The organism is Rhodoferax ferrireducens T118 (assembly GCF_000013605.1).
GTDB classification, from domain to species: Bacteria; Pseudomonadota; Gammaproteobacteria; order Burkholderiales; family Burkholderiaceae_C; genus Rhodoferax; species Rhodoferax ferrireducens.
Genome location: NC_007908.1, coordinates 1,340,864 through 1,359,715 on the forward strand (window position 1 = coordinate 1,340,864; position 18,852 = coordinate 1,359,715).

The window sequence follows — 18,852 nt, forward strand, 5'->3', positions numbered from 1 at the left end:
TTCGAAGTGCGTTTCATAAACAAAAAGGTGTTTGTAACCGGTGCTTCACGCGGCATCGGTCAGGGCATAGCAGAGGCATTTCGGGCTGAAGGGGCGTGGGTCATTGGCACACGTACTGGTGAACAATGCGCGCCAGACGAGGTATGCAATGAGTGGTTCTCAGCAGACTTTACCCAACTTGAACAAATTGCTGCTTGCGCAGAATTTGTGCGCAAAACTTCGCCCGATGTGCTCGTTAACAATGCAGGCATCAACAAAAACGCCCCATTTGTTGACATTGATCCCGACATGTTCCGGACTATTCAGCAGGTGAATGTCGTAGCGCCATTCATGCTTTGCCAGGCTGCCATACCTTCCATGAAGCAAAAGGGCTGGGGTCGCATCGTCAACATATCATCCATCTGGGGCAAGATCAGCATGGCCCATCGAGCCTCTTACTCTGCCAGTAAATTTGCACTCGATGGCATGACAGTGGCGCTGGCCGCTGAGCACTCAATAGACGGCATTATTGCCAACAGCATTGCCCCTGGCTTTATTGACACCGACCTCACTCACCATATGCTGGGCGATGCGGGTATCAAAGCATTGGTTTCCAAAGTGCCTGCCAACCGCTTGGGCCAGGTGTCAGAAATTGCACGTCTGGTTTTATGGCTTGCCAGTGAAGAAAATACCTTTATTGCCGGACAAAATGTTGCTATTGATGGGGGGTTTACACGTGTCTGATGAATTAATTATTCAATCTCATAAAGGGTCTTATGCGGTAAATTTCAATGAATCATTGCTTGATGATGTCACTGAATTATTTGAAAATACACCGCATTTTTTGATTGATGCAAACGTCGCGCGCTTGTACAAGATTGAACTCGCATCTGTTATCAATCACCCCAAAGTGATCGTGATAGAGGCTACCGAAGAAAATAAATCGATTGAGCGTGTCATACCCGTCATTGCGCGACTGGTTGCAAACAAAGCACGACGGGGTGATACCTTAGTCGCTATTGGTGGTGGCATCATTCAAGATATCACCTGCTTTATTGCCAGCACTTTATTGCGTGGAATGGCGTGGCGGTTCGTACCAACAACGCTGCTAGCCCAAGCAGACTCTTGCATAGGGTCAAAAAGTTCAATCAATCTGGGTGCGACCAAAAATATACTTGGCACGTTTAACCCACCAGAAAAGATTCATCTTTGCTCAAAGTTTCTTGATACGCTTGACCAGAAAGACATTTACTCCGGCGTAGGTGAGATCCTAAAAGTACATGCCATTGCGGGCAAAGAAACTTTTGACCTGCTTGCAGCAACCTATGATCAATTGTTTACTGACCGCGCGGTCTTGCGGCGCTACATTGGTTCTGCACTTCGCATCAAGCAAAAGTACATCGAATTAGATGAATTTGACCGAGGCATCCGCAATATTTTTAACTACGGACACAGTTTTGGCCACGCCATTGAGTCTGCAACAAACTTTGGTGTACCCCACGGCATAGCTGTGGCCATGGGTATGGATATGGCTAACGCTATAGCAAGTGGCAGAGGATTAACATCCATTGAAACCTATCAGCGGATGCATGGTGTTTTGAAGAAAAACTACGCCAGTTATGCTAGTGCCAATATTCAAACTGATGCCCTAATGACAGCACTCATGAAAGACAAAAAGAACACAGCTACTCAACTTGTGCTCATCCTCCCGATAGGCAATGACGCAGAAATTCAGCGTGTAGAAGTTGTGGCCGATGAACAATTTGGCGATCAGTGTGAAGTTTTTCTGAAGGCGCTGAACAAATGAACAACACCGATAAAGTTGCAGTTTGCTCACGCTCATTCTCCAAAAATCCAGTACTCCGTGCCGAGTTGCTTGCACGCTATAGTCAGGTTACCTTTAATGATAGCGGCCAGCAATACGAAGGCGACGCATTGGTGGCTTTCCTGCGCGGGCATGACAAGGCGATCACCGCCCTGGAGAAAATCGATCATGCTGTTTTATCCCAATTGCCTGACTTAAAAGTGATTGGCAAATATGGGGTCGGCCTTGACATGATTGATATGGCGGCCATGCGTCATTTTGGCAAGCGCTTTGGTTGGACTGGTGGGGTAAATCGGCGATCAGTGTCAGAGCTGGTAATCTCATTCGCAGTAGCCATGCTGCGGCATGTGCCCGCAGCACAAAAAGAGGTGTTGGCCGGCACTTGGCGGCAGCATGTAGGCGGCTTGTTGTCGGGTCGCACGGTTGGCATTGTCGGCTGTGGCTTTGTTGGAAAAGATTTGATTGAATTGCTTCAGCCCTGGGGCTGCACTGTGCTTGCGCATGACATACTTGACTTCCCCGAGTTTTACAAACGCCATTCCGTTGTACCAGTTGGTTTGGATGAGCTGCTGCAAAAGTCTGATGTGGTGTCGCTCCATTTGCCGTTGAATGACTCTACTTCTAACATGCTTTCAGCAGAAAAACTTCAGTTACTAAAATCAACCTCAATATTGATTAACGCTGCCAGGGGTGGCATTGTTGATGAAAGTGCTTTAAAGGCTATGCTTATAGAAAAACGTCTGGCTGCGGCTGCCTTTGACGTTTTTTCAGTAGAGCCGCCAGAGGATCGTGAACTTGTCGCACTTCCTAACTTCCTAGTGACACCACATATTGGGGGGAGCGCAGAAGAGGCGATTATTGCCATGGGACGTGCTGCCATTGATGGGCTGGATACAAATGACATACCATAATGATCAGCACATTACCCTCGCGGGTATACCATGAGGTAAAAATATTTATATGGGGAAAGCAATATTTAATTGGTTTATTCGTCACACTCAACGGGTTGTGTGGGTTCTCGCGAGTGCATATGGATTTCGAATCGATAGGTCAGGTTTCGCGTACGGTCAACACCCTCTCGTCTTTGATGGCGGCGATGATCAACTGAAGCATCAAGTACCACGCTCTTGTTACTTTAATACTCGAAGCGGATCAATTACCGTAGGTGAAAATACTGTTTTTGGTGAAGATGTTAAGGTTCTTACAGGGAAACACTCCAGCATTCGGGAATCAGAGCAGCAAGGGATACCTCTTCACTTTGTTCCTGATAATGGTAGAGATATTTCAATTGGCAAGGGTTGTTATATCGGAAGTGGTGCCATATTAATTGGGCCGATTGCTATAGGTGATTTTACTGTGGTTGGAGCCGGCTCGGTTGTTACAAAAAGTTTTCCAGCTCGAGTATTTGTAGCTGGTAATCCTGCCAAAGTTATAAGACAAATTTAATTATTAAGACTTAGGTTGCATATTATGAAAGTTCTTTTACTTGCAGGTGGCATGGGTACAAGATTATCTGAAGAAACAGATATTCGACCAAAGCCCATGGTTGAAATTGGTGGTCGGCCACTGCTTTGGCATATTATGAAACTGTATTCCCGGTATGGGCACAATGACTTTGTTGTGCTTTTGGGCTACAAGGGTTATCACATAAAAGAATACTTTGCTAATTATTTTTTGCATCAAAGTGATGTAACCATCGACTTGGCGACAAATAAGTTGGAAGTTCACAGTAATAACAGCGAACCATGGCGCATCACCTTGCTAGACACCGGCCCAGATACGATGACCGGTGGACGCATCTGGCGCGCTAAGGACTTTGTTGCTAACGATCCATTCATGCTGACATATGGTGACGGTGTGTGTGATGTTGATATGGATGCCCTGTTGGCATTTCATCGACAACACGGAGGGGCGTTGACCATGACCTCGGTACAGCCTGATGGCCGTTTTGGCACCTTTGCATCAGATGAGCGCGGTGCTGTCTCACGGTTTTTGGAAAAACCACGGGGTGATGGTTCGTGGATAAATGGTGGATTTTTTGTTTGTGAGCCACGGGTGCTTGACTACATCACGCTGGGTGATGCAACAATTTTCGAGCGTGAGCCTTTGCAGAATCTGGCCAACGATGGTGAGTTGTTTACCTATAAACACCCTGGGTTTTGGAAGTGCATGGACACACTACGTGACAAGTTGGATTTGAATGCGCTGTGGCAATCTGGCGACGCGCCTTGGAAGACTTGGTAAGGAATTGAATGTTTGCAAATGTTTATAAAGAGAAGAAGGTGCTCATCACCGGGCACACAGGCTTCAAGGGTAGCTGGTTGACAGCTTGGCTACTCAAGCTTGGTGCGCAGGTTGTCGGCTATTCAAAAGATATACCGACCACGCCCGCTATGTTTTCAGAGCTCAATTTAGCGGGCAAAATTCGGCATGTTGTGGGGGATGTCCGCGATTTGCCAGCCCTGCACCAAGTGATTATGCAAGAGCGACCAGACTTTGTGTTTCACTTGGCAGCGCAGGCGATTGTTTCTACGTCTTACGCTGACCCCGTTGAAACGATGACCACTAACGTGATTGGCACGATGAATGTGCTTGAGGCTTTGCGCGGGGTTGACTTTGCCTGTGTTGCCATTTTGATAACCAGCGACAAGTGTTATGACAATGTGGAGTGGGTTTGGGGCTATCGTGAGACGGATGCAGTAGGCGGTAAAGATATTTACAGTGGCTCTAAAGGGGCGGCAGAGCTGGTCATCAAATCTTATTTGAATTCATTCTTTCAGGATGGCAAGAGTCAAGTCCGAATCGGTATTGGCCGCGCTGGTAATGTGATTGGTGGTGGTGACTGGGCGCGCGATCGCATTGTGGCGGACATCATGCGCGCTTGGCACGAGGACAGAACGGTTGAGATCCGCAGCCCCAACGCAACCCGCCCCTGGCAGCATGTGCTGGAGCCCTTAAGTGGTTATCTCACTCTGGGCATGCACCTACATCAATCAGCCAAGCTGCATGGTGAGGCGTTTAATTTTGGCCCGCGAGCAGAACAGAATCGAACTGTCGTGGACTTGTTAACTGACCTAAGTCAACGGTGGGGCTTCACTGACCCGACAAGAGCGTATCAAGTGACTGGCAACATTCCGTTTTACGAGGCAAGTTTGCTCAAGCTTAACTGCGACAAAGCCTTGTTTCATTTGAAGTGGGAACCGAACTTGGTTTACCCACAGACAATCGGCTTTATCGGCGATTGGTACCGCGCATTTTATAAGGAACAAGCGGATATGCTGGAAGTAACGTTGCGACAAATTGGACTCTATGAAGAAATTGCGGTCAAAGAAATGAAAGTGTGGGCAGTGCAATGATTGATGGAGTTTTATTGACGCCGTTAAAGCGCGTTTACCACCCCAGTGGTGACATTCTTCACGCCATGAAAGCCAGCTCGCCCGGCTTTCATGGTTTTGGCGAGGCGTATTTTTCTTTAATAAAAAAAGACTTTATCAAGGGTTGGAAGCGTCACAATCGGCTGACTTTAAATCTGATTGTGCCGGTAGGGTCGATACGATTTGTAATTTGTGATGACCGTTATAAAGAAAATAATACGCCTGAGTTTCTCGATGTAATTATTGATAAAGATAACTATGTGCGTCTGACAATTCCACCAGGAGTTTGGGTTTGTTTTAAAGGTTTGGAAGAAACGAACCTACTGATGAATATTATCGCTGAAGAGCACGACATGGCGGAGTCGGATAATATTCCGCTTGAGGCTATAAACTTTTCTTTTTAATGATTTGAAAAATAAATGAATACTGTAAGATTATCAAAATCATGCGTAGGTCAAGAAGAAAAAGATGCCGTTTGCCGTGTTATTGATGCTGGTTACCTTGGAATGGGCAAAGATGTACAGCTTTTTGAAGAGGAAATAGCTGATTATCTAGGCACTGAATTAGAGGTGATTTGCGTTAATACGGGTACCGCTGCACTTCACTTGGCTTTACTTTGCCTTGATATTGGCTCAGGTGATGAGGTCTTAGTACCCAGCATTACTTACGTAGCATCTTTTCAAGCGATAGCTGCCACTGGTGCCAAACCAATAGCGTGCGACGTAACCGCTGATAGAGTATTTATCGACCTAGAAGATGCAGCAAAGCGATTGACGAAACGTACCAAGGCAATCATGCCCGTTCACTATGCCAGCGATAGCCAGAGTATGGATGCTGTGTATGCATTTGCGGCAATCCATGGTTTGCGCGTCGTTGAAGATGCAGCTCATGCTTTTGGTTGCGTTCGTCATGGCGCAAGGGTTGGGACGGTTGGTGACGTTATTTGCTTTAGTTTCGATGGGATTAAGAATATTACGTCTGGTGAAGGCGGCGCAGTTATTACTGGTGATATAGAGCTTGCGCGACGAATTAAAGATGCACGCTTGTTAGGTGTTGAGAAAGATACCGATAAACGTTACCAAGGTCAACGTAGCTGGAGCCTAGATGTTAAGCACCAAGGCTACCGATACCACATGAGCAATTTGATGGCGGCGATAGGGAGCGAACAGCTTAAAAAGGTTAACAAATTTAGCGAACACCGGAAAGCCTGTGTTACTCGTTATCGAGCGGGCTTGGCTGGTGTGAAAGGGCTTGCATTTCTTGATTTAAATTATGCGGATATTGTTTCCCACATCTTTGTGGTTCGCATCACGGATGGGCGGCGAGATCGGCTTATGGAGAGGTTGCGTTCTAAAAAAATTGAGTGTGGAATTCACTACATGCCCAATCATTTACTTGATTATTTTAAGACACCTTACTCATTACCAACAGCTGAGATGTTGGGATGCGAACTGCTAAGCCTGCCACTTCATGCGGACCTATCGTTTGCCGATCAAGATAGGGTAATAGCAGAAGTGCTAAAGTTATTAGCATCTTGATTGTCATAATTTCATGCAGCTGCTGGGTATTTTAGATATATTAAATCTGATACAAAACAAACTAAGACAGTCTTTTGTTTATTTGCTTGAGTAAGTTTACATTGAAAATAATTGATTTAAGTGGGTACATGTTTTCCGGCAAATCGGCGGTTAGTGATATTTTGCGTGAATTTGATGGCATTCAAGTTCCAAACTACCGTGTTGAATTTGATTTGTTGAGAATGCCTGGCGGCATGATTGATCTGAAACATGCAGTTATGGATTGGTCGCCGGTAAGAACCTATGGAGCAGTTCGTCGGTTTGACAAGTTGGTCAACATGCTTGCACTTTCTCCACGTTTTCCGGGAAAATTATATAAAACCGGATTTGGGTACACCCAGCACTATCCTAATATACTGCGCCTGAAAGACGAGTTTCTTCGGTCAATCATAGCAGTTCAATGGGACACGCCATGGCCTTATGCTGATATTGATGATGGCCCAATAGATACGTTCGTGCGGAAAATCTGCAGCAAGCTGTCCATAAGCAAATCAAGGAAATACTTCTTGGTGGACAAGGAAAAGTTTATACCAGCTTCGCAAAAATTTATCCAGGGTTTGTTAATAAATAGCATTGCCAATGATCAACCCAGTGTCGTAGTTACACACAATGCGTTGGAGCCTTTCTTGCCGGGGAGGAATCTTGATCTTCTGGGTGATGATGCCGTCTGTATTGTTGTTGATCGCGATCCCAGAGATATATATGCGACTGCAATAACCAGTCAGGTAGGATTTAACGACAACCTGCGATTTTACCGCCGTATTGCGGGAGCACATGATGTTGAGGTATTTATAAAAAGATACCTAATATATCGTAAAAATATTAATTTTGATGATAGGCGTGTGCTTAGATTGAACTTCAGGGATCTTGTTTTGGATTACAACCAGTCGTTACAGGAAATTTGCGACTTCTCTGGATTGGAACTGACGCAACAAATCCGCAAACGCCAATTTTTTAATCCAGATAATTCGAGAAATAATATCGATATCTGGAAACAGGCGTCATTGAATTCATATTCAGAGGATTTCTCCAGAATTGAGACTGAGTGCCATGCGTAAAATAATATTTTATTTTCCTTATAAAGGAATTGGTGGCGTTTCATTATTGTTTCAAAGATTATCTGATTTATTAGCTAAAGATCGTGATGTTTTTCTCGTAGATTTCCGAGATGGATTTATGGGGAAATCGGTACCGGATGGGGTGAATTTCATAGATTTTGAATTGGTTTCTAAATACCCTGAAAATGCAATTTTAGTTATACAGTCAGTGGCGCCCTGGAATATTCTCGACCTCCATAAATTTCCGTCAGATACTCGTGTACTTTTCTGGACTCTTCATCCTTTAAATCTCTACCCATTCATTTTCTCGTTGGAAACATCTAATTATCTGAAAGCATTGATCGCAAATTTGCTCTTGCCAATATCATTTTTTCGTAAAAGAAAAATGGCAAAGATAGTTAGGTATCTGGTGTCCAGAAATTCATTGATATTCATGGATGGTGAAAACTACAATACGACAGCTAAATTTTTCTCAGATACTAAAATTCAAAAACGCTTGCTACCAATATTTTCAACTCCAGGAAGAATTATGGATCGAGCACCAGGCAATGTTTTGCGATGTTGCTGGATTGGCAGAGTTGTGGATTTTAAAGTTCATATTCTTCTTCATTTGATAGAAAGACTGAATGCGGCGGTTTCGAAAATTGGGCCGATAGAGATGATTGTAGTGGGTGACGGGGAAGCTCTTGAGTACCTAAAAAAGGGTTTGAAGAAAATCCACGCTGTACAGGTAAAATTTTTACAAAATGTACCACCAGTCGAGCTCGATAGCTTTGTGAACGGCAATATTGATGTTCTCTTCGCAATGGGAACCAGCGCTTTAGAAGGAGCTAGCAGAGCAATTCCGACATTTCTATTGGATTATTCATTTAAACCAATTAAGGGAATTTACAGATTCAGATATTTATTTGATGCTGATGATTACTCTTTAGCAGAAGAAATTAATGCTAGTCATTACGAGGATGTATCCTCTCTTGAAGATAATTTACTTAATCTTCGCAGCAACTTTAATGCGATTGGCATGAAGGGCTATGAATATTGGCAGTTACACTTTTCGCCGCAAGCGATATTAAAGGAATTTCCTAAATATGAGGCGAGTGCGACAGCGACCATTAGCGAGATGAAAGAACTTGGGTTTCTAAAGGCTGATATTTTATCAAGATTGATTAAAAGTGGCGTCCGAAAGTTTAAAAGAAATATTCCTTCTGTTCATGGATTCGGCGAAACCTAAGTGGGTTATGGAGTTAACTATTACTTGTATTAAATAAAATAGTTCTTATTCATACTTGCCACCAATTTGTCTATTGATGTATATCCAATAATTATTGGGGCGTAATTGTAAAACGATTTCGTTGTCATTTCTGATATGTAGTTTCTAATAACTGACTGGTGTCGAAAAGCTCGATTCTAGGGAGGCTATATTCGTTTTCTGCGTTTGTCTGAACAATGCCAACTGAGTCGGCGAGAAAATCCATCGAATGGCGTCATATAAATTGAAGCAGAGGTTTCGCATTCCGACTATATGATTCGTTCACACATGAAATTGAAACTTACCATTTTCATGATGCAAAAATATGATATTTTTCAAATGGATCCTTGCTTTTACGACGAATGTGAACGACTAATTCAGAGGTGTATTACATATTATGACAAATAGTCAGCCGCTAGTATCAGTCATTATTAATTGTTATAATGGCGAAAAATATCTTAAGGGAGCCATTGATAGTGTAATTGCTCAGACATATGAAAATTGGGAGATAATATTTTGGGATAACCAGTCGACAGACAATAGCGCCGTAATAGTCAATTCGTACGATGACTCAAGGATAAAGTATTTTTTTGCACCAGAGCATACTTTGCTGGGTGAAGCTAGAAATAAGGCCGTTGCAAAGGCATCTGGTGAGTGGATCGGTATTTTGGATTGTGACGATATTTGGTATCAAGACAAATTGAAAAACCAACTTAGAGATGCAGCCAGTGATATTGGCATGATATATACAAGAGCAAGATTCTTGGTTGAAGAATCAGGGTTCAAAACTGTCATGGCGAAAAATAAAAGAAATAATTTCTACCCGAGAAGAAAAGAGTTGCCATCTGGAAATATCTTCAATGAGTTATTATATGATTGTTTTATACCTCCGCCATCGGCCTTGATTAGAAAAGATATATTTATTAGCGTAGGTGGAATCGACAATTCATTAAGAGTTGCAGAAGACTATGATATTTTTTTGAAAATATCTAGAATATCAAATACTCTGGCCATAGATGACGTTTTATGTGAATATAGAATACATAATAATAATATGTCGCATGCTAATTTGGAGAGATCATTTAGCGAATCAATTGGTTTGGTTAATGGGTACAAAGAATCCATAAACACTGATGTTCATATTGCGTATTGGAAGTTGAAGTATCTAAAAATCCTATTAAGAGAAGGTAAATATTTGTTGTTTGCTTCAATACTATTGACTTTGAATCCAGTATTTGTCTATAGAGCGCTTAGGCATCGTATTTATGAATAAGAAATTAATTCGGACGATTGATAAAGTGCAAATATTGAATATTTATTTGGTCTCTACTCTTGATTATCCAATAATATCTAAAATTCTATTTGCATTATCTGTTTTCATTTTTATTTTTCTGTTAATCAATAATTTATCTGTCAGCAAAACAGCCGCATTATATATTTTGGCGGTAGCGTCAATGTTTTCATTTCTTTTGCTGGATTCAATGCTGCGTGGAAATGAATGGAATAGTGCATCAAAGTTCATAATTCCATTGTTTACTTTATTTAATATTTATATATATGCGGCGCTGTCGAAGGAATATGGCATGCAACGATATATTTTTCACTACATGGTTGTCTCTGTTTTAATTTCTTTGAAGATATTGCTGATTTTTTTTCTATTTGCTAATCATATATTATATGATTACCTTCCAATCGCTGATTCCGAACTAAATCAATCGACGTGGATTGCTTTGAATTCTGATGGAATAAGAATATTTGTTGGGCAGGCGACCTTAATTCCAATTGGAATTTTATTTTATCACTATTTATATGGCAAAATACCGTACCTGCTGTTACTAATTGCACTACCTGCATTGGTGCTTACGCAAACTACTGTACTTTGGGTTACTTATGTCGTGGTGTTGGGTTATTTAATTAACGCTCAATTCAAAAGTTTTTATAAGTATATGTATCTACTCTTGGCGGCGATCTCTTTTTTGATGTTAGGTATTTTAAATTATGACCTAATAGACAGTGTGTATACTGAAAAGATGATGTACTCTGCGCCAGTGAAGTTCCAGCAGATTGATATTGCATTAAGTGCCCTGGAAGTGAATTTTTTTTCCGGTGCTGGGTTGGGGCATTTGTATACAAATGGTTCTAATACCATTGAAGTTGTATTTCTTCAAATATTATCATCGACTGGTGTAATTGGTTTCGTCTTTTATAGTTATATGTTGTTTTATTGGTCTGTAGTATCATTTAAATATGTAAAAATTGATAAAGTGACTAAAGTTTTATTTTTTAGTTATTTCTCTATAGTATTTGCTTCCTTTTCTAATCCCTACTTAATTGGGGGTAATAGCGGGTTATTTTTGATTCCAATCATTGCGGCGAGGTTTTTACAATTAAAGAGAATTCAGTTGAATAGATTTAGTTCTTCGTGACGTTACCAGCAATTTTAATCACAGTGGTTATCAAATAGCCTTTCGTCATTTTGTGTGAACAGTGCAAATGTGGGGCAATGGTGTGGTGGTTATCGCTGTTGTGATTCGCCCCGGTGAAGACTGGCCGAAGTCCACTCCAAGGGCTTTATCTTGACGCAGTTGAATCGTGGCAGTCCATTAGAAGGATGGATCGACTCAACATGTTGAGTCGGTAAGCCTTGTGAGACATTCGGTACCTCTGTCACCACAATGCAATCCGCAATATTTTGTTTTGAATTTTGGTATGGAACCAAAACTACATGAGGCCCAAAGGAGCATATTTCATGGTTAAATGGTACGGATTTGTGGGACTCGTAAGGCTTGTTGTGTGCGGGCTATTGACTCGAGTTTTTTCCTAATGCTCGTCTTGTGCGGTTTCCAGTCCACGTTCGCGGAAGATCGTCGATGGAGCTGGGCAATGGCCTTGCGACGGGGGTGAACGTGCGGTTAGATGCAACTGCAATCCGTGACAGCCCATCCGTTTTACGTATCGGTCGCCACGTTCAGATTAGTGAATCAGTTCATATTGGTGCGATTGAAAAGGTGGTGATCGGCGATCACACACTCATCGCCAGCCGTGTCTTTATCAGTGACCATAACTGCGGCAACTATCAAATTCCAGATGCTGCGTCCTCGCTGGATATTCCGCCTGCAGAGCGGCCGCTTTCATCAATGCCTGTGCGTATTGGCTGCAAAGTCTGGTTAGGTGAACAAGTCTGTATCCTGCCTGGTGTGACTATCGGAGATGGTGCCCTCGTTGGTGCCAATTCAGTAATTGCTCATGACATAGCGTCGAATTCAATCGCTGCTGGCAATCCAGCAAGCGTGATACGTGTGTTCGACGCGTCAACCCAAACTTGGAAAGGAATATAGGCATGCCACGTATCGTTGTTTCCGCAGTAAATTTCACTGAGGGCGGGCCGCTCACGGTGCTGCGTGAGTGCCTCGCATCCGCGGCGGCTGTGCTCCCCGCTGAGTTCGAGATCATAGCCATAGTAAATCGTGCTGATCTGATCAATGAACCGCGGGTTCGTTTGATTTCAATTCCGAGTTCAAAGAAATCCTGGTTTCATAGGCTTTACTGGGAATGGTGCGGGTTCAGTCGTATTTCCCACGAACTAAAGCCCACGTTGTGGCTATCGCTGCACGACATCACGCCGCGCGTGTCAGCTGCTCGCCAAGCAGTGTATTGTCATAATCCTTCGCCCTTTTATCGCATCGGTCTACGTGAGGCTTTGATGGAGCCAACGTTCCTCATGTTCAACCAGTTCTACGCTTTGCTGTACCGACTCTTCATCCGTCGCAACCACTGCGTTATCGTGCAGCAAGACTGGCTTCGCGCCGAGTTTATAAAACGGATGGGGCAGCTCCCTGTGGTCGTCGCTCACCCCTCCTTTCGGGCTGCCGAGCGTCCCAGCGCTCCGAAGCGTGGACCGGCATTCGTCTTTATCTATCCAGCTCTGCCACGGGTATTTAAGAACATCGAGACTTTGTGCAAAGCGGCACAGCTATTGGTTTCCCGGGGGGTCGGCGGCTTCGAGGTACGGCTGACTCTTGACGGCAGCGAAAATCGATACGCTCGCTGGCTTCGAAATCGGTTTGGCGATACGGCGCACGTCCGATTTATAGGCCGACAGACTAAAGATGAGATGGACGCCCACTATGGTGAGGCCTCCGCAGTCGTGTTTCCGAGCAAGCTGGAGACTTGGGGGTTGCCCATTACCGAAGGCAAGGCACAACGGCGGCCGCTTCTCGTGGCCGATCTCCCATATGCACGGGAAACCGTTGGGACCTACGATCTCGTGAGCTTTTTCCCGGCCGAATCTTCTGAGGCGCTTGCTGATCTCATGCAGTCGATGATCGAGCAAACGTGGCGACCGACCGGCAACGACCATCCTGACCCCGCGGCTCCGTTTGCACCCAATTGGGCTAGCCTGTGGGGCATCCTCATTAGCGGGCTGCCGTCTGCAGCACAGAACTCCGGTGATTGATTTATATGGTGCGGTTGGCTTTATTTGTGCCTCTCTATTCATCTGTCTTGGATTCGCTTTTCGTATTTCGTGGACAATTTTGGCTGACTTGAGTGAGCCTGCGCGTGCGCACGCTGAGGGTCTTTGAATCGCCCGCAGCACCTTATTAATTTTTTTGGGAGAGTAATTCATGTCAAATTTTGTGCTTGTTACAGGTGGCGCTGGGTTTATTGGTCAATGCGTTTCTCGTAAGCTACTAGGTCAAGGCTCAAAAGTGCGTATTCTCGATAACTTCAGTCCACAGATACACTCCACGGAAGTTCTGCCAGTTGATCTGGCAGGACATGTAGAGGTAATCAAAGCAGACGTGCGTGATCGAGATGCGCTCAGGCGCGCATTGCCGGGTGTAGACACTGTCGTGCATCTCGCGGCAGAAACGGGTACGGGTCAATCGATGTATGAGATAGAGCGCTATTTCAGCGTCAACGCGCAGGGCACTGCCACTTTGCTGGATTTGCTGCAGAACGATGATTGCGGCAAGTCGCTTCGCTCTATTGTGGTGGCGTCGAGTCGCGCGGTCTATGGCGAGGGCGCTTGCCAGTGCGCGGCCCACGGCATGGTGTTCCCGGAGCAACGTACCCGCGAGCGCATGTCTGGCGGCGCGTTCGAGCCAGTGTGCCCCGTCTGCGGGTCGCCTGTAAGGCTATCGCCCACGCCAGAGTCAGCGCCCTTTATGCCCATGTCAATGTATGGGTTGACCAAGCAGGTGCAAGAGCAGGCCGTCTTGTTGTTTGCGCGCACGCGTGGCATCAATGGATTTGGTCTGCGCTATCAAAATGTGTATGGACCCGGTCAGTCGCTAAAGAACCCGTACACGGGAATTTTGGCGGTGTTTTCAAATTTGGCGCGTCAAAACCAGGGGATCGAGATTTACGAGGATGGGCTCGAATCAAGAGACTTTGTGTATATAGATGACGTGGTTGAGGCCACGATCCGCAGTATCAACTACTCGGATCAGTTTGTCGGGGCTTTGAACGTGGGGTCAGGTCAGGCCACCAGTGTGATGACTGTTGCGCAAGAAATCAAAGCTTACTTTGACAGTAGCAGCACCATCAAGGTCACTGGGGCGTTCCGCATGGGTGATATTCGTCACAACATTGCCGATGTGTCGAAACTTGAGCAAGTGTTGGGCTTTGTGCCTGGCGTGCCGTTCAAACAAGGTTTGGCTAACTTTTTGGGCTGGGCCGCCGAGCAAGCGCCGGAGGATAAGGCGGCCTATCTGCGCTCGGTCAGCGAGCTGACGGCGCGCGGGCTGATGGGTAAGACAACGGCGCAATGAACGACGCATTGAAGATGAACACGGCAGAGGACTTCAGGTTGCTGACCTATTTGGCAGCTGATCTGCGCAGAGCGCGGGTGCTGCTGAATGGGTCGGCAGACGGTGTGTCTGGTCTGCGATTGTGGCTGGGCGTGTTGTCACCAAGGTTTGTGCCTGTGCTGCTGTGTAGACTTGCGCATTCCTTCTATCGTTTGAAGTTGGGGCTTCTTGCAAAGGCAGTGTCTTTGTTGAATTTCTTCCTGTTTGGTATAGAGATTGCTGTGCGATGCCCCATTGGCAAGGGTTTGTTTTTGCCGCATACCCAGGGCACGGTGATAGGCGCATGGTCTATTGGGGAGAATGTCACCATTTTTCAGGGCGTGACGTTGGGGGCGAAGGAGCTTGATTTTTCCTACCAAGAGTCATCGCGCCCTACGGTGGGGGATGGCGTGACTATCGGCGCGGGTGCCAAAGTTATTGGGGGACTTGTTTTGGGTTCTGACTCGCGCGTTGGTGCCAATGCGGTCGTCTTAAACGATGTTGCGCCGGGTTCACTTGTTGTTGGAATTCCTGCCAAAGTTGTTGACAGGAGTGGCGCTTAACATGCACCTTGGTGAATCTGCGATAGCGGCGCAAAGCACGCCGCGCGGACACGTTTTACTGGTGTCGCCGCTCACTTTCTCTTACCACCTGTCCATATCCGAGACTCTGCGCTCAATGGGCTACGCTGTCACTTGGTGGGATGAGCGTGCCAGCAGCGCGACATGGTACAAGCTCGCACTGCGGCTGTTGCCCGCGATGACGGTCCACTGGTCCGAGCGCTCGTTCCTGAAGCGATTGCATCAACTTGATCCAGGCTCAATCACCCACGTTATGGTGATCAAAGGCGAGGGCCTGTCGCGGCGGGTCGCGCTCAAGATGCGTAAAACCTTGGCCGCGGCCAGTATGGGACTTTACCTTTGGGATGGTGTGGAGAATGTCAAAGGCGTGTCAAAGATATTGACAGCTTTCGACTCGGTGGCGACTTTCGATCCTGTGGATGCGAAGACCTTCGGTTGGACATACAGGCCCTTGTTTGGGCGCAACATTTCAGCAAACAAGGACATTGCTGCGCCGATGCAGTTTGACTGGTGCTTTATCGGCACCATCCATTCAGATCGCCATCACGTAATTCATCGGTTGCGGCAGCGTTCCGGACCGCTGTCTAAAAACTTTGTTTTTGGCTACTTTCAGAGTCCCTTGATGCTTTTCATACGTCGGCTGTTGGACTGGACTTTGTGGTTAGCTCCCAAACGTACGCTGTCGACCAAACCCATGTCTGCGGCTGACGTGGCACAGGTTGTCGAATGTTCTAGGGCTGTACTGGACGTGGAGCATCCACGCCAACGTGGGTTCACCATGCGCACGATCGAAACCCTGCTGGCGGGGAAAAAGCTCGTCACAACCAACGTACATATTTTGGACAGCGATCTTTACGACCCATCGCGGGTCTGCGTAATCAATAGAACCAATCCAGAAATTCCGGCCGAATTTCTGGATCAACCCTATCTACCAGTCCCTGACTCGCTCAGAAGCCACTATTCATGCCAAGGATGGGCGGCAGAACTCTTGTCGCTTCAAGATATCGCGAAACATGACCGACCAAGCTGTTAGCTGATGACTATTCTTGTCCTCGGCAGTAGTGGTGAACTATATGAAAAGACTATTTGATCTGATCGCGGGCGCTTGCGCTGGGCTGGTCTTGTTGCTGCCGATTGTGCTGGTCGCCTTGGCGGTGCGCCTGACTTCAAAAGGGCCAGCCCTGTATTGGTCTGACCGGGTGGGGCGCAACAACAAGATTTTCAAAATGCCCAAGTTCCGCAGCATGCAGATCGGCACCCCTGCGGTGGCGACTCATTTGCTGAGCAACCCGGATGCTTACCTGACACCCATCGGCAGCTTCTTGCGCAAAAGCAGCCTGGACGAACTGCCACAGTTGTGGAGCATTCTGGCAGGTGACATGAGTTTTGTCGGGCCACGCCCGGCCCTGTTTAATCAACACGACTTGATTGAATTGCGCACCCAGCAAGGTGTGCATCCGCTGGTGCCTGGCCTGACTGGCTGGGCGCAGGTGAATGGGCGCGATGAGTTGCCCATTCTGGACAAGGTGAAGCTCGATGTGGAATATTTGCACCACCGGTCGCTCTGGTTTGACATTCGCATTTTGTGGCTGACGCTGGTGAAGGTGTTGCGGCGGGATGGGGTGTCGCATTGATTCAGGGTCGACCAGTTAACTTCATATTTCGTAGCTGCTTGCCCAATAGGGACGGGGGCTAGAGGCTGATTTCTCTCAAGGCAATTTCAGCGTCTGCAGTTGCGGGTATTTCTCATGGGCCAGCACGGTCCAGCCCGCTTTGACCTGCGCATAGGCTGCTTCGCCATGCAGTGCCCGCATGACGAGCAACTGGCGGATGGCTTCGTCGGGCTTGCCATTCAGGGCCAGCGACTGGGCGTAACGATTTTGCGTGGCGGGCCAGGGGAAGCGCAAGGCGACTTTTCTGGCCAGCTCCACTTCATCCGCCTTCATGCCCGGCTTGGGCACGATGCGTCCGCCGTGCAGCAGCGCGTCTAGTTGCGTTAACAAGACCACATGGGGCCGCTGGTAGCTGGCAGGTGTTGTTCCAATGCGCAGCGCCTCGAAGCGAACAATTCGAAAATCTTCTTCGATCGCGACGTATTCGACCACCGACCACGCCATCAGCCCGGTCGTTACGAACAACGAGGCCAGCGCCGGTTTCACACCCAGGCGAAAGGCGGGTTTGGCTCCCACCGCGCTTTCCAGCGCGCCAACGGCGAACATGACGGGCACTAGAAAGTAGGCGTAGGCAAACGGAAACTCCAGCATCGAATGCACCGCTACGGGCAATATCAGCGCCAGACAGTACCAGGGGGCCAACTGGCCGGCCGAGCGCAAACGACGCCAGAGCCAAACGCTGGTCACCAGCACCAGCAGCGCGGCCAACGGCAGGCCGAGCCCCAAGGCCAGGTCCAGCACAATGTTGTGCGCATAGGTAAACGGCTCACTCACCGCATAAGAGCTAACCACTGCGTTCTGCGCGGTCGAAACCTGGCCCATGCCCCAGCCCCACCATGGCCGTTGCAGCACGGCCTCTATCAATTGCGGCCAGACCAACCAGCGAGTACCGACACTGACATTGACCTGCGCACCGAACCCGCCGGTTTGCTGGACGGCATCCATCAGACTGGGCCAGTACCAAAACAGACCCAGAAAAGCCACGCCGCCGCACACCACCACCCAAGGCGAAAGCCTGAAGTCAAGTGACCTGCGCTTGGCAAACCACCAAAGCATCAACAGGCCCAGATTCAGCACGCCGGTGCGGGATTCGGTGGCGGCCACGCCCGTCAGCAAGGTGAGCGCGAGTAACGCTGATGCCAGCGCGCCGAGCTTTTTCGACTCGTACAAGAACAGCAGGCTGGCCAGACCCATCAGGAGCAAGGTCGCCAACTGATTGGGCTGCCCCAGATTGCCACCAGGACGGCGCAGTTCCGGCATGCGGCTGATCCAAGCGGCGTCTTCCCACAACTCGAACACTTGGGCAAATGCGATGACGGCTGATAAAAATGCGCCCAGCAGCAGGGTGCGAGCAAAGATGGGGTAGGTTTTTTGCTCGTTGCCGCCTGCATACCCCAGTGCCATGCAGGCAATGCAGATGATCACGTACACCGTGAGGACGAAGGTATCACCGAAAAAGGTGAGCAGGCCGGTGGTGGTCTGCAGCCAAATCAGCAGGCCCAACGCGACCAACGGTAGCGCGGTGACAGGAATAGCAACGGTGGTTGCAAGATTTTTTTTCGCCGCGGCGAACGCACCGTGCCAGGCGAGTAGCAACACCGCCAAAAAAGCCAGCACTTCGTTGTGCCAGCTGACCCAAGGCGGAAAATGCAAAGGCATTAACCAACTGAAGAACAAAAGGGAAAAGCCAAGTAGATAGTGCATGAGCTAAAAAAATACGCCCCGATGGGGCGTATTTTCAATT

The 18,852-nt window shown here is 47.2% G+C and carries 19 protein-coding genes; 18 read left to right on the forward strand and 1 reads right to left on the reverse strand.

Translation table 11 applies throughout. The annotated features are described in order from the left end of the window. The first annotated feature begins 6 nt into the window (after window positions 1–6). From RFER_RS06260 to RFER_RS06335, 18 genes are all read left to right on the forward strand, one after another. Window positions 7–723 (forward strand): SDR family NAD(P)-dependent oxidoreductase, encoded by a 717-nt coding sequence (locus RFER_RS06260; protein WP_041790280.1) that lies wholly within the window; start codon window positions 7–9, stop codon window positions 721–723. Beyond that, entirely contained in the window at window positions 716–1,786 is a 1,071-nt protein-coding gene (locus RFER_RS06265; RefSeq protein ID WP_011463549.1) for an AroB-related putative sugar phosphate phospholyase (cyclizing), read from the forward strand. Before RFER_RS06260 ends, RFER_RS06265 begins: the two co-directional genes overlap by 8 nt. Next, window positions 1,783–2,715: a phosphoglycerate dehydrogenase gene (locus RFER_RS06270; protein WP_011463550.1), complete on the forward strand. Its 933-nt coding sequence runs from the start codon at window positions 1,783–1,785 to the stop codon at window positions 2,713–2,715. The genes RFER_RS06265 and RFER_RS06270 overlap by 4 nt, the downstream gene beginning before the upstream one ends. A gap of 49 nt (window positions 2,716–2,764) precedes the next feature. Continuing rightward, window positions 2,765–3,250, forward strand: a complete 486-nt coding sequence (locus RFER_RS23370) for a DapH/DapD/GlmU-related protein (RefSeq protein ID WP_011463551.1) — start codon at window positions 2,765–2,767, stop codon at window positions 3,248–3,250. 24 nt (window positions 3,251–3,274) lie between these two features. Next, window positions 3,275–4,048 (forward strand): glucose-1-phosphate cytidylyltransferase, encoded by a 774-nt coding sequence (rfbF, locus tag RFER_RS06280; RefSeq protein WP_011463552.1) that lies wholly within the window; start codon window positions 3,275–3,277, stop codon window positions 4,046–4,048. Window positions 4,049–4,056: 8 nt separating this feature from the next. Then, window positions 4,057–5,160: a CDP-glucose 4,6-dehydratase gene (gene rfbG / locus RFER_RS06285; protein WP_011463553.1), complete on the forward strand. Its 1,104-nt coding sequence runs from the start codon at window positions 4,057–4,059 to the stop codon at window positions 5,158–5,160. After that, a complete protein-coding gene (locus RFER_RS06290; RefSeq protein WP_011463554.1) occupies window positions 5,157–5,582 on the forward strand; it encodes a hypothetical protein in 426 nt (141 codons plus the stop codon). Before rfbG ends, RFER_RS06290 begins: the two co-directional genes overlap by 4 nt. A gap of 15 nt (window positions 5,583–5,597) precedes the next feature. Next, window positions 5,598–6,716: a DegT/DnrJ/EryC1/StrS family aminotransferase gene (locus RFER_RS06295; RefSeq protein ID WP_011463555.1), complete on the forward strand. Its 1,119-nt coding sequence runs from the start codon at window positions 5,598–5,600 to the stop codon at window positions 6,714–6,716. Between the two features lie 101 nt (window positions 6,717–6,817). Continuing rightward, window positions 6,818–7,813, forward strand: a complete 996-nt coding sequence (locus tag RFER_RS06300) for a sulfotransferase (protein ID WP_166485683.1) — start codon at window positions 6,818–6,820, stop codon at window positions 7,811–7,813. Continuing rightward, window positions 7,806–9,044: a glycosyltransferase family 1 protein gene (locus RFER_RS24015; RefSeq protein WP_011463557.1), complete on the forward strand. Its 1,239-nt coding sequence runs from the start codon at window positions 7,806–7,808 to the stop codon at window positions 9,042–9,044. The genes RFER_RS06300 and RFER_RS24015 overlap by 8 nt, the downstream gene beginning before the upstream one ends. A gap of 415 nt (window positions 9,045–9,459) precedes the next feature. Beyond that, the gene (locus RFER_RS23375) at window positions 9,460–10,335 is read left to right on the forward strand and encodes a glycosyltransferase (protein WP_011463558.1); all 876 of its coding nucleotides are present in this window, start codon (window positions 9,460–9,462) and stop codon (window positions 10,333–10,335) included. Next, window positions 10,328–11,488, forward strand: a complete 1,161-nt coding sequence (locus tag RFER_RS06310; protein ID WP_011463559.1) for a hypothetical protein — start codon at window positions 10,328–10,330, stop codon at window positions 11,486–11,488. Before RFER_RS23375 ends, RFER_RS06310 begins: the two co-directional genes overlap by 8 nt. A gap of 444 nt (window positions 11,489–11,932) precedes the next feature. Beyond that, window positions 11,933–12,400, forward strand: coding sequence for a DapH/DapD/GlmU-related protein (locus RFER_RS23380; protein WP_084795455.1), 468 nt, complete (start codon window positions 11,933–11,935; stop codon window positions 12,398–12,400). A 2-nt stretch (window positions 12,401–12,402) separates the two neighbouring features. Continuing rightward, entirely contained in the window at window positions 12,403–13,518 is a 1,116-nt protein-coding gene (locus RFER_RS22915) for a glycosyltransferase (protein ID WP_011463561.1), read from the forward strand. Between the two features lie 169 nt (window positions 13,519–13,687). Next, entirely contained in the window at window positions 13,688–14,836 is a 1,149-nt protein-coding gene (locus RFER_RS06320) for an NAD-dependent epimerase/dehydratase family protein (RefSeq protein WP_011463562.1), read from the forward strand. Next, a complete protein-coding gene (locus tag RFER_RS06325; RefSeq protein ID WP_011463563.1) occupies window positions 14,833–15,417 on the forward strand; it encodes a serine O-acetyltransferase in 585 nt (194 codons plus the stop codon). The genes RFER_RS06320 and RFER_RS06325 overlap by 4 nt, the downstream gene beginning before the upstream one ends. A 1-nt stretch (window position 15,418) precedes the next feature. Beyond that, a complete protein-coding gene (locus RFER_RS06330) occupies window positions 15,419–16,468 on the forward strand; it encodes a hypothetical protein (protein WP_011463564.1) in 1,050 nt (349 codons plus the stop codon). Between the two features lie 40 nt (window positions 16,469–16,508). Then, a complete protein-coding gene (locus RFER_RS06335; protein ID WP_011463565.1) occupies window positions 16,509–17,069 on the forward strand; it encodes a sugar transferase in 561 nt (186 codons plus the stop codon). A 75-nt stretch (window positions 17,070–17,144) separates the two neighbouring features. On the opposite strand, the gene RFER_RS06340 is transcribed toward RFER_RS06335, so the two are convergent. Then, window positions 17,145–18,767, reverse strand: a complete 1,623-nt coding sequence (locus tag RFER_RS06340) for a PglL family O-oligosaccharyltransferase (RefSeq protein WP_041790290.1) — start codon at window positions 18,765–18,767, stop codon at window positions 17,145–17,147. Between the last annotated feature and the right edge of the window lie 85 nt (window positions 18,768–18,852).

What these genes read in the sequence shown, in the direction of transcription:
- RFER_RS06270 (WP_011463550.1), top strand. Translation starts at nt 1,783, where the DNA reads ATGAACAACACCGATAAAGTTGCAGTTTGCTCACGCTCATTCTCCAAA.
- RFER_RS23370 (WP_011463551.1), top strand. Translation starts at nt 2,765, where the DNA reads ATGGGGAAAGCAATATTTAATTGGTTTATTCGTCACACTCAACGGGTT.
- rfbF (WP_011463552.1), top strand. Translation starts at nt 3,275, where the DNA reads ATGAAAGTTCTTTTACTTGCAGGTGGCATGGGTACAAGATTATCTGAA.
- rfbG (WP_011463553.1), top strand. Translation starts at nt 4,057, where the DNA reads ATGTTTGCAAATGTTTATAAAGAGAAGAAGGTGCTCATCACCGGGCAC.
- RFER_RS06290 (WP_011463554.1), top strand. Translation starts at nt 5,157, where the DNA reads ATGATTGATGGAGTTTTATTGACGCCGTTAAAGCGCGTTTACCACCCC.
- RFER_RS06295 (WP_011463555.1), top strand. Translation starts at nt 5,598, where the DNA reads ATGAATACTGTAAGATTATCAAAATCATGCGTAGGTCAAGAAGAAAAA.
- RFER_RS24015 (WP_011463557.1), top strand. Translation starts at nt 7,806, where the DNA reads ATGCGTAAAATAATATTTTATTTTCCTTATAAAGGAATTGGTGGCGTT.
- RFER_RS23375 (WP_011463558.1), top strand. Translation starts at nt 9,460, where the DNA reads ATGACAAATAGTCAGCCGCTAGTATCAGTCATTATTAATTGTTATAAT.
- RFER_RS06310 (WP_011463559.1), top strand. Translation starts at nt 10,328, where the DNA reads ATGAATAAGAAATTAATTCGGACGATTGATAAAGTGCAAATATTGAAT.
- RFER_RS23380 (WP_084795455.1), top strand. Translation starts at nt 11,933, where the DNA reads ATGGAGCTGGGCAATGGCCTTGCGACGGGGGTGAACGTGCGGTTAGAT.
- RFER_RS22915 (WP_011463561.1), top strand. Translation starts at nt 12,403, where the DNA reads ATGCCACGTATCGTTGTTTCCGCAGTAAATTTCACTGAGGGCGGGCCG.
- RFER_RS06320 (WP_011463562.1), top strand. Translation starts at nt 13,688, where the DNA reads ATGTCAAATTTTGTGCTTGTTACAGGTGGCGCTGGGTTTATTGGTCAA.
- RFER_RS06325 (WP_011463563.1), top strand. Translation starts at nt 14,833, where the DNA reads ATGAACGACGCATTGAAGATGAACACGGCAGAGGACTTCAGGTTGCTG.
- RFER_RS06330 (WP_011463564.1), top strand. Translation starts at nt 15,419, where the DNA reads ATGCACCTTGGTGAATCTGCGATAGCGGCGCAAAGCACGCCGCGCGGA.
- RFER_RS06335 (WP_011463565.1), top strand. Translation starts at nt 16,509, where the DNA reads ATGAAAAGACTATTTGATCTGATCGCGGGCGCTTGCGCTGGGCTGGTC.
- RFER_RS06340 (WP_041790290.1), bottom strand. Translation starts at nt 18,767, where the DNA reads ATGCCTTTGCATTTTCCGCCTTGGGTCAGCTGGCACAACGAAGTGCTG.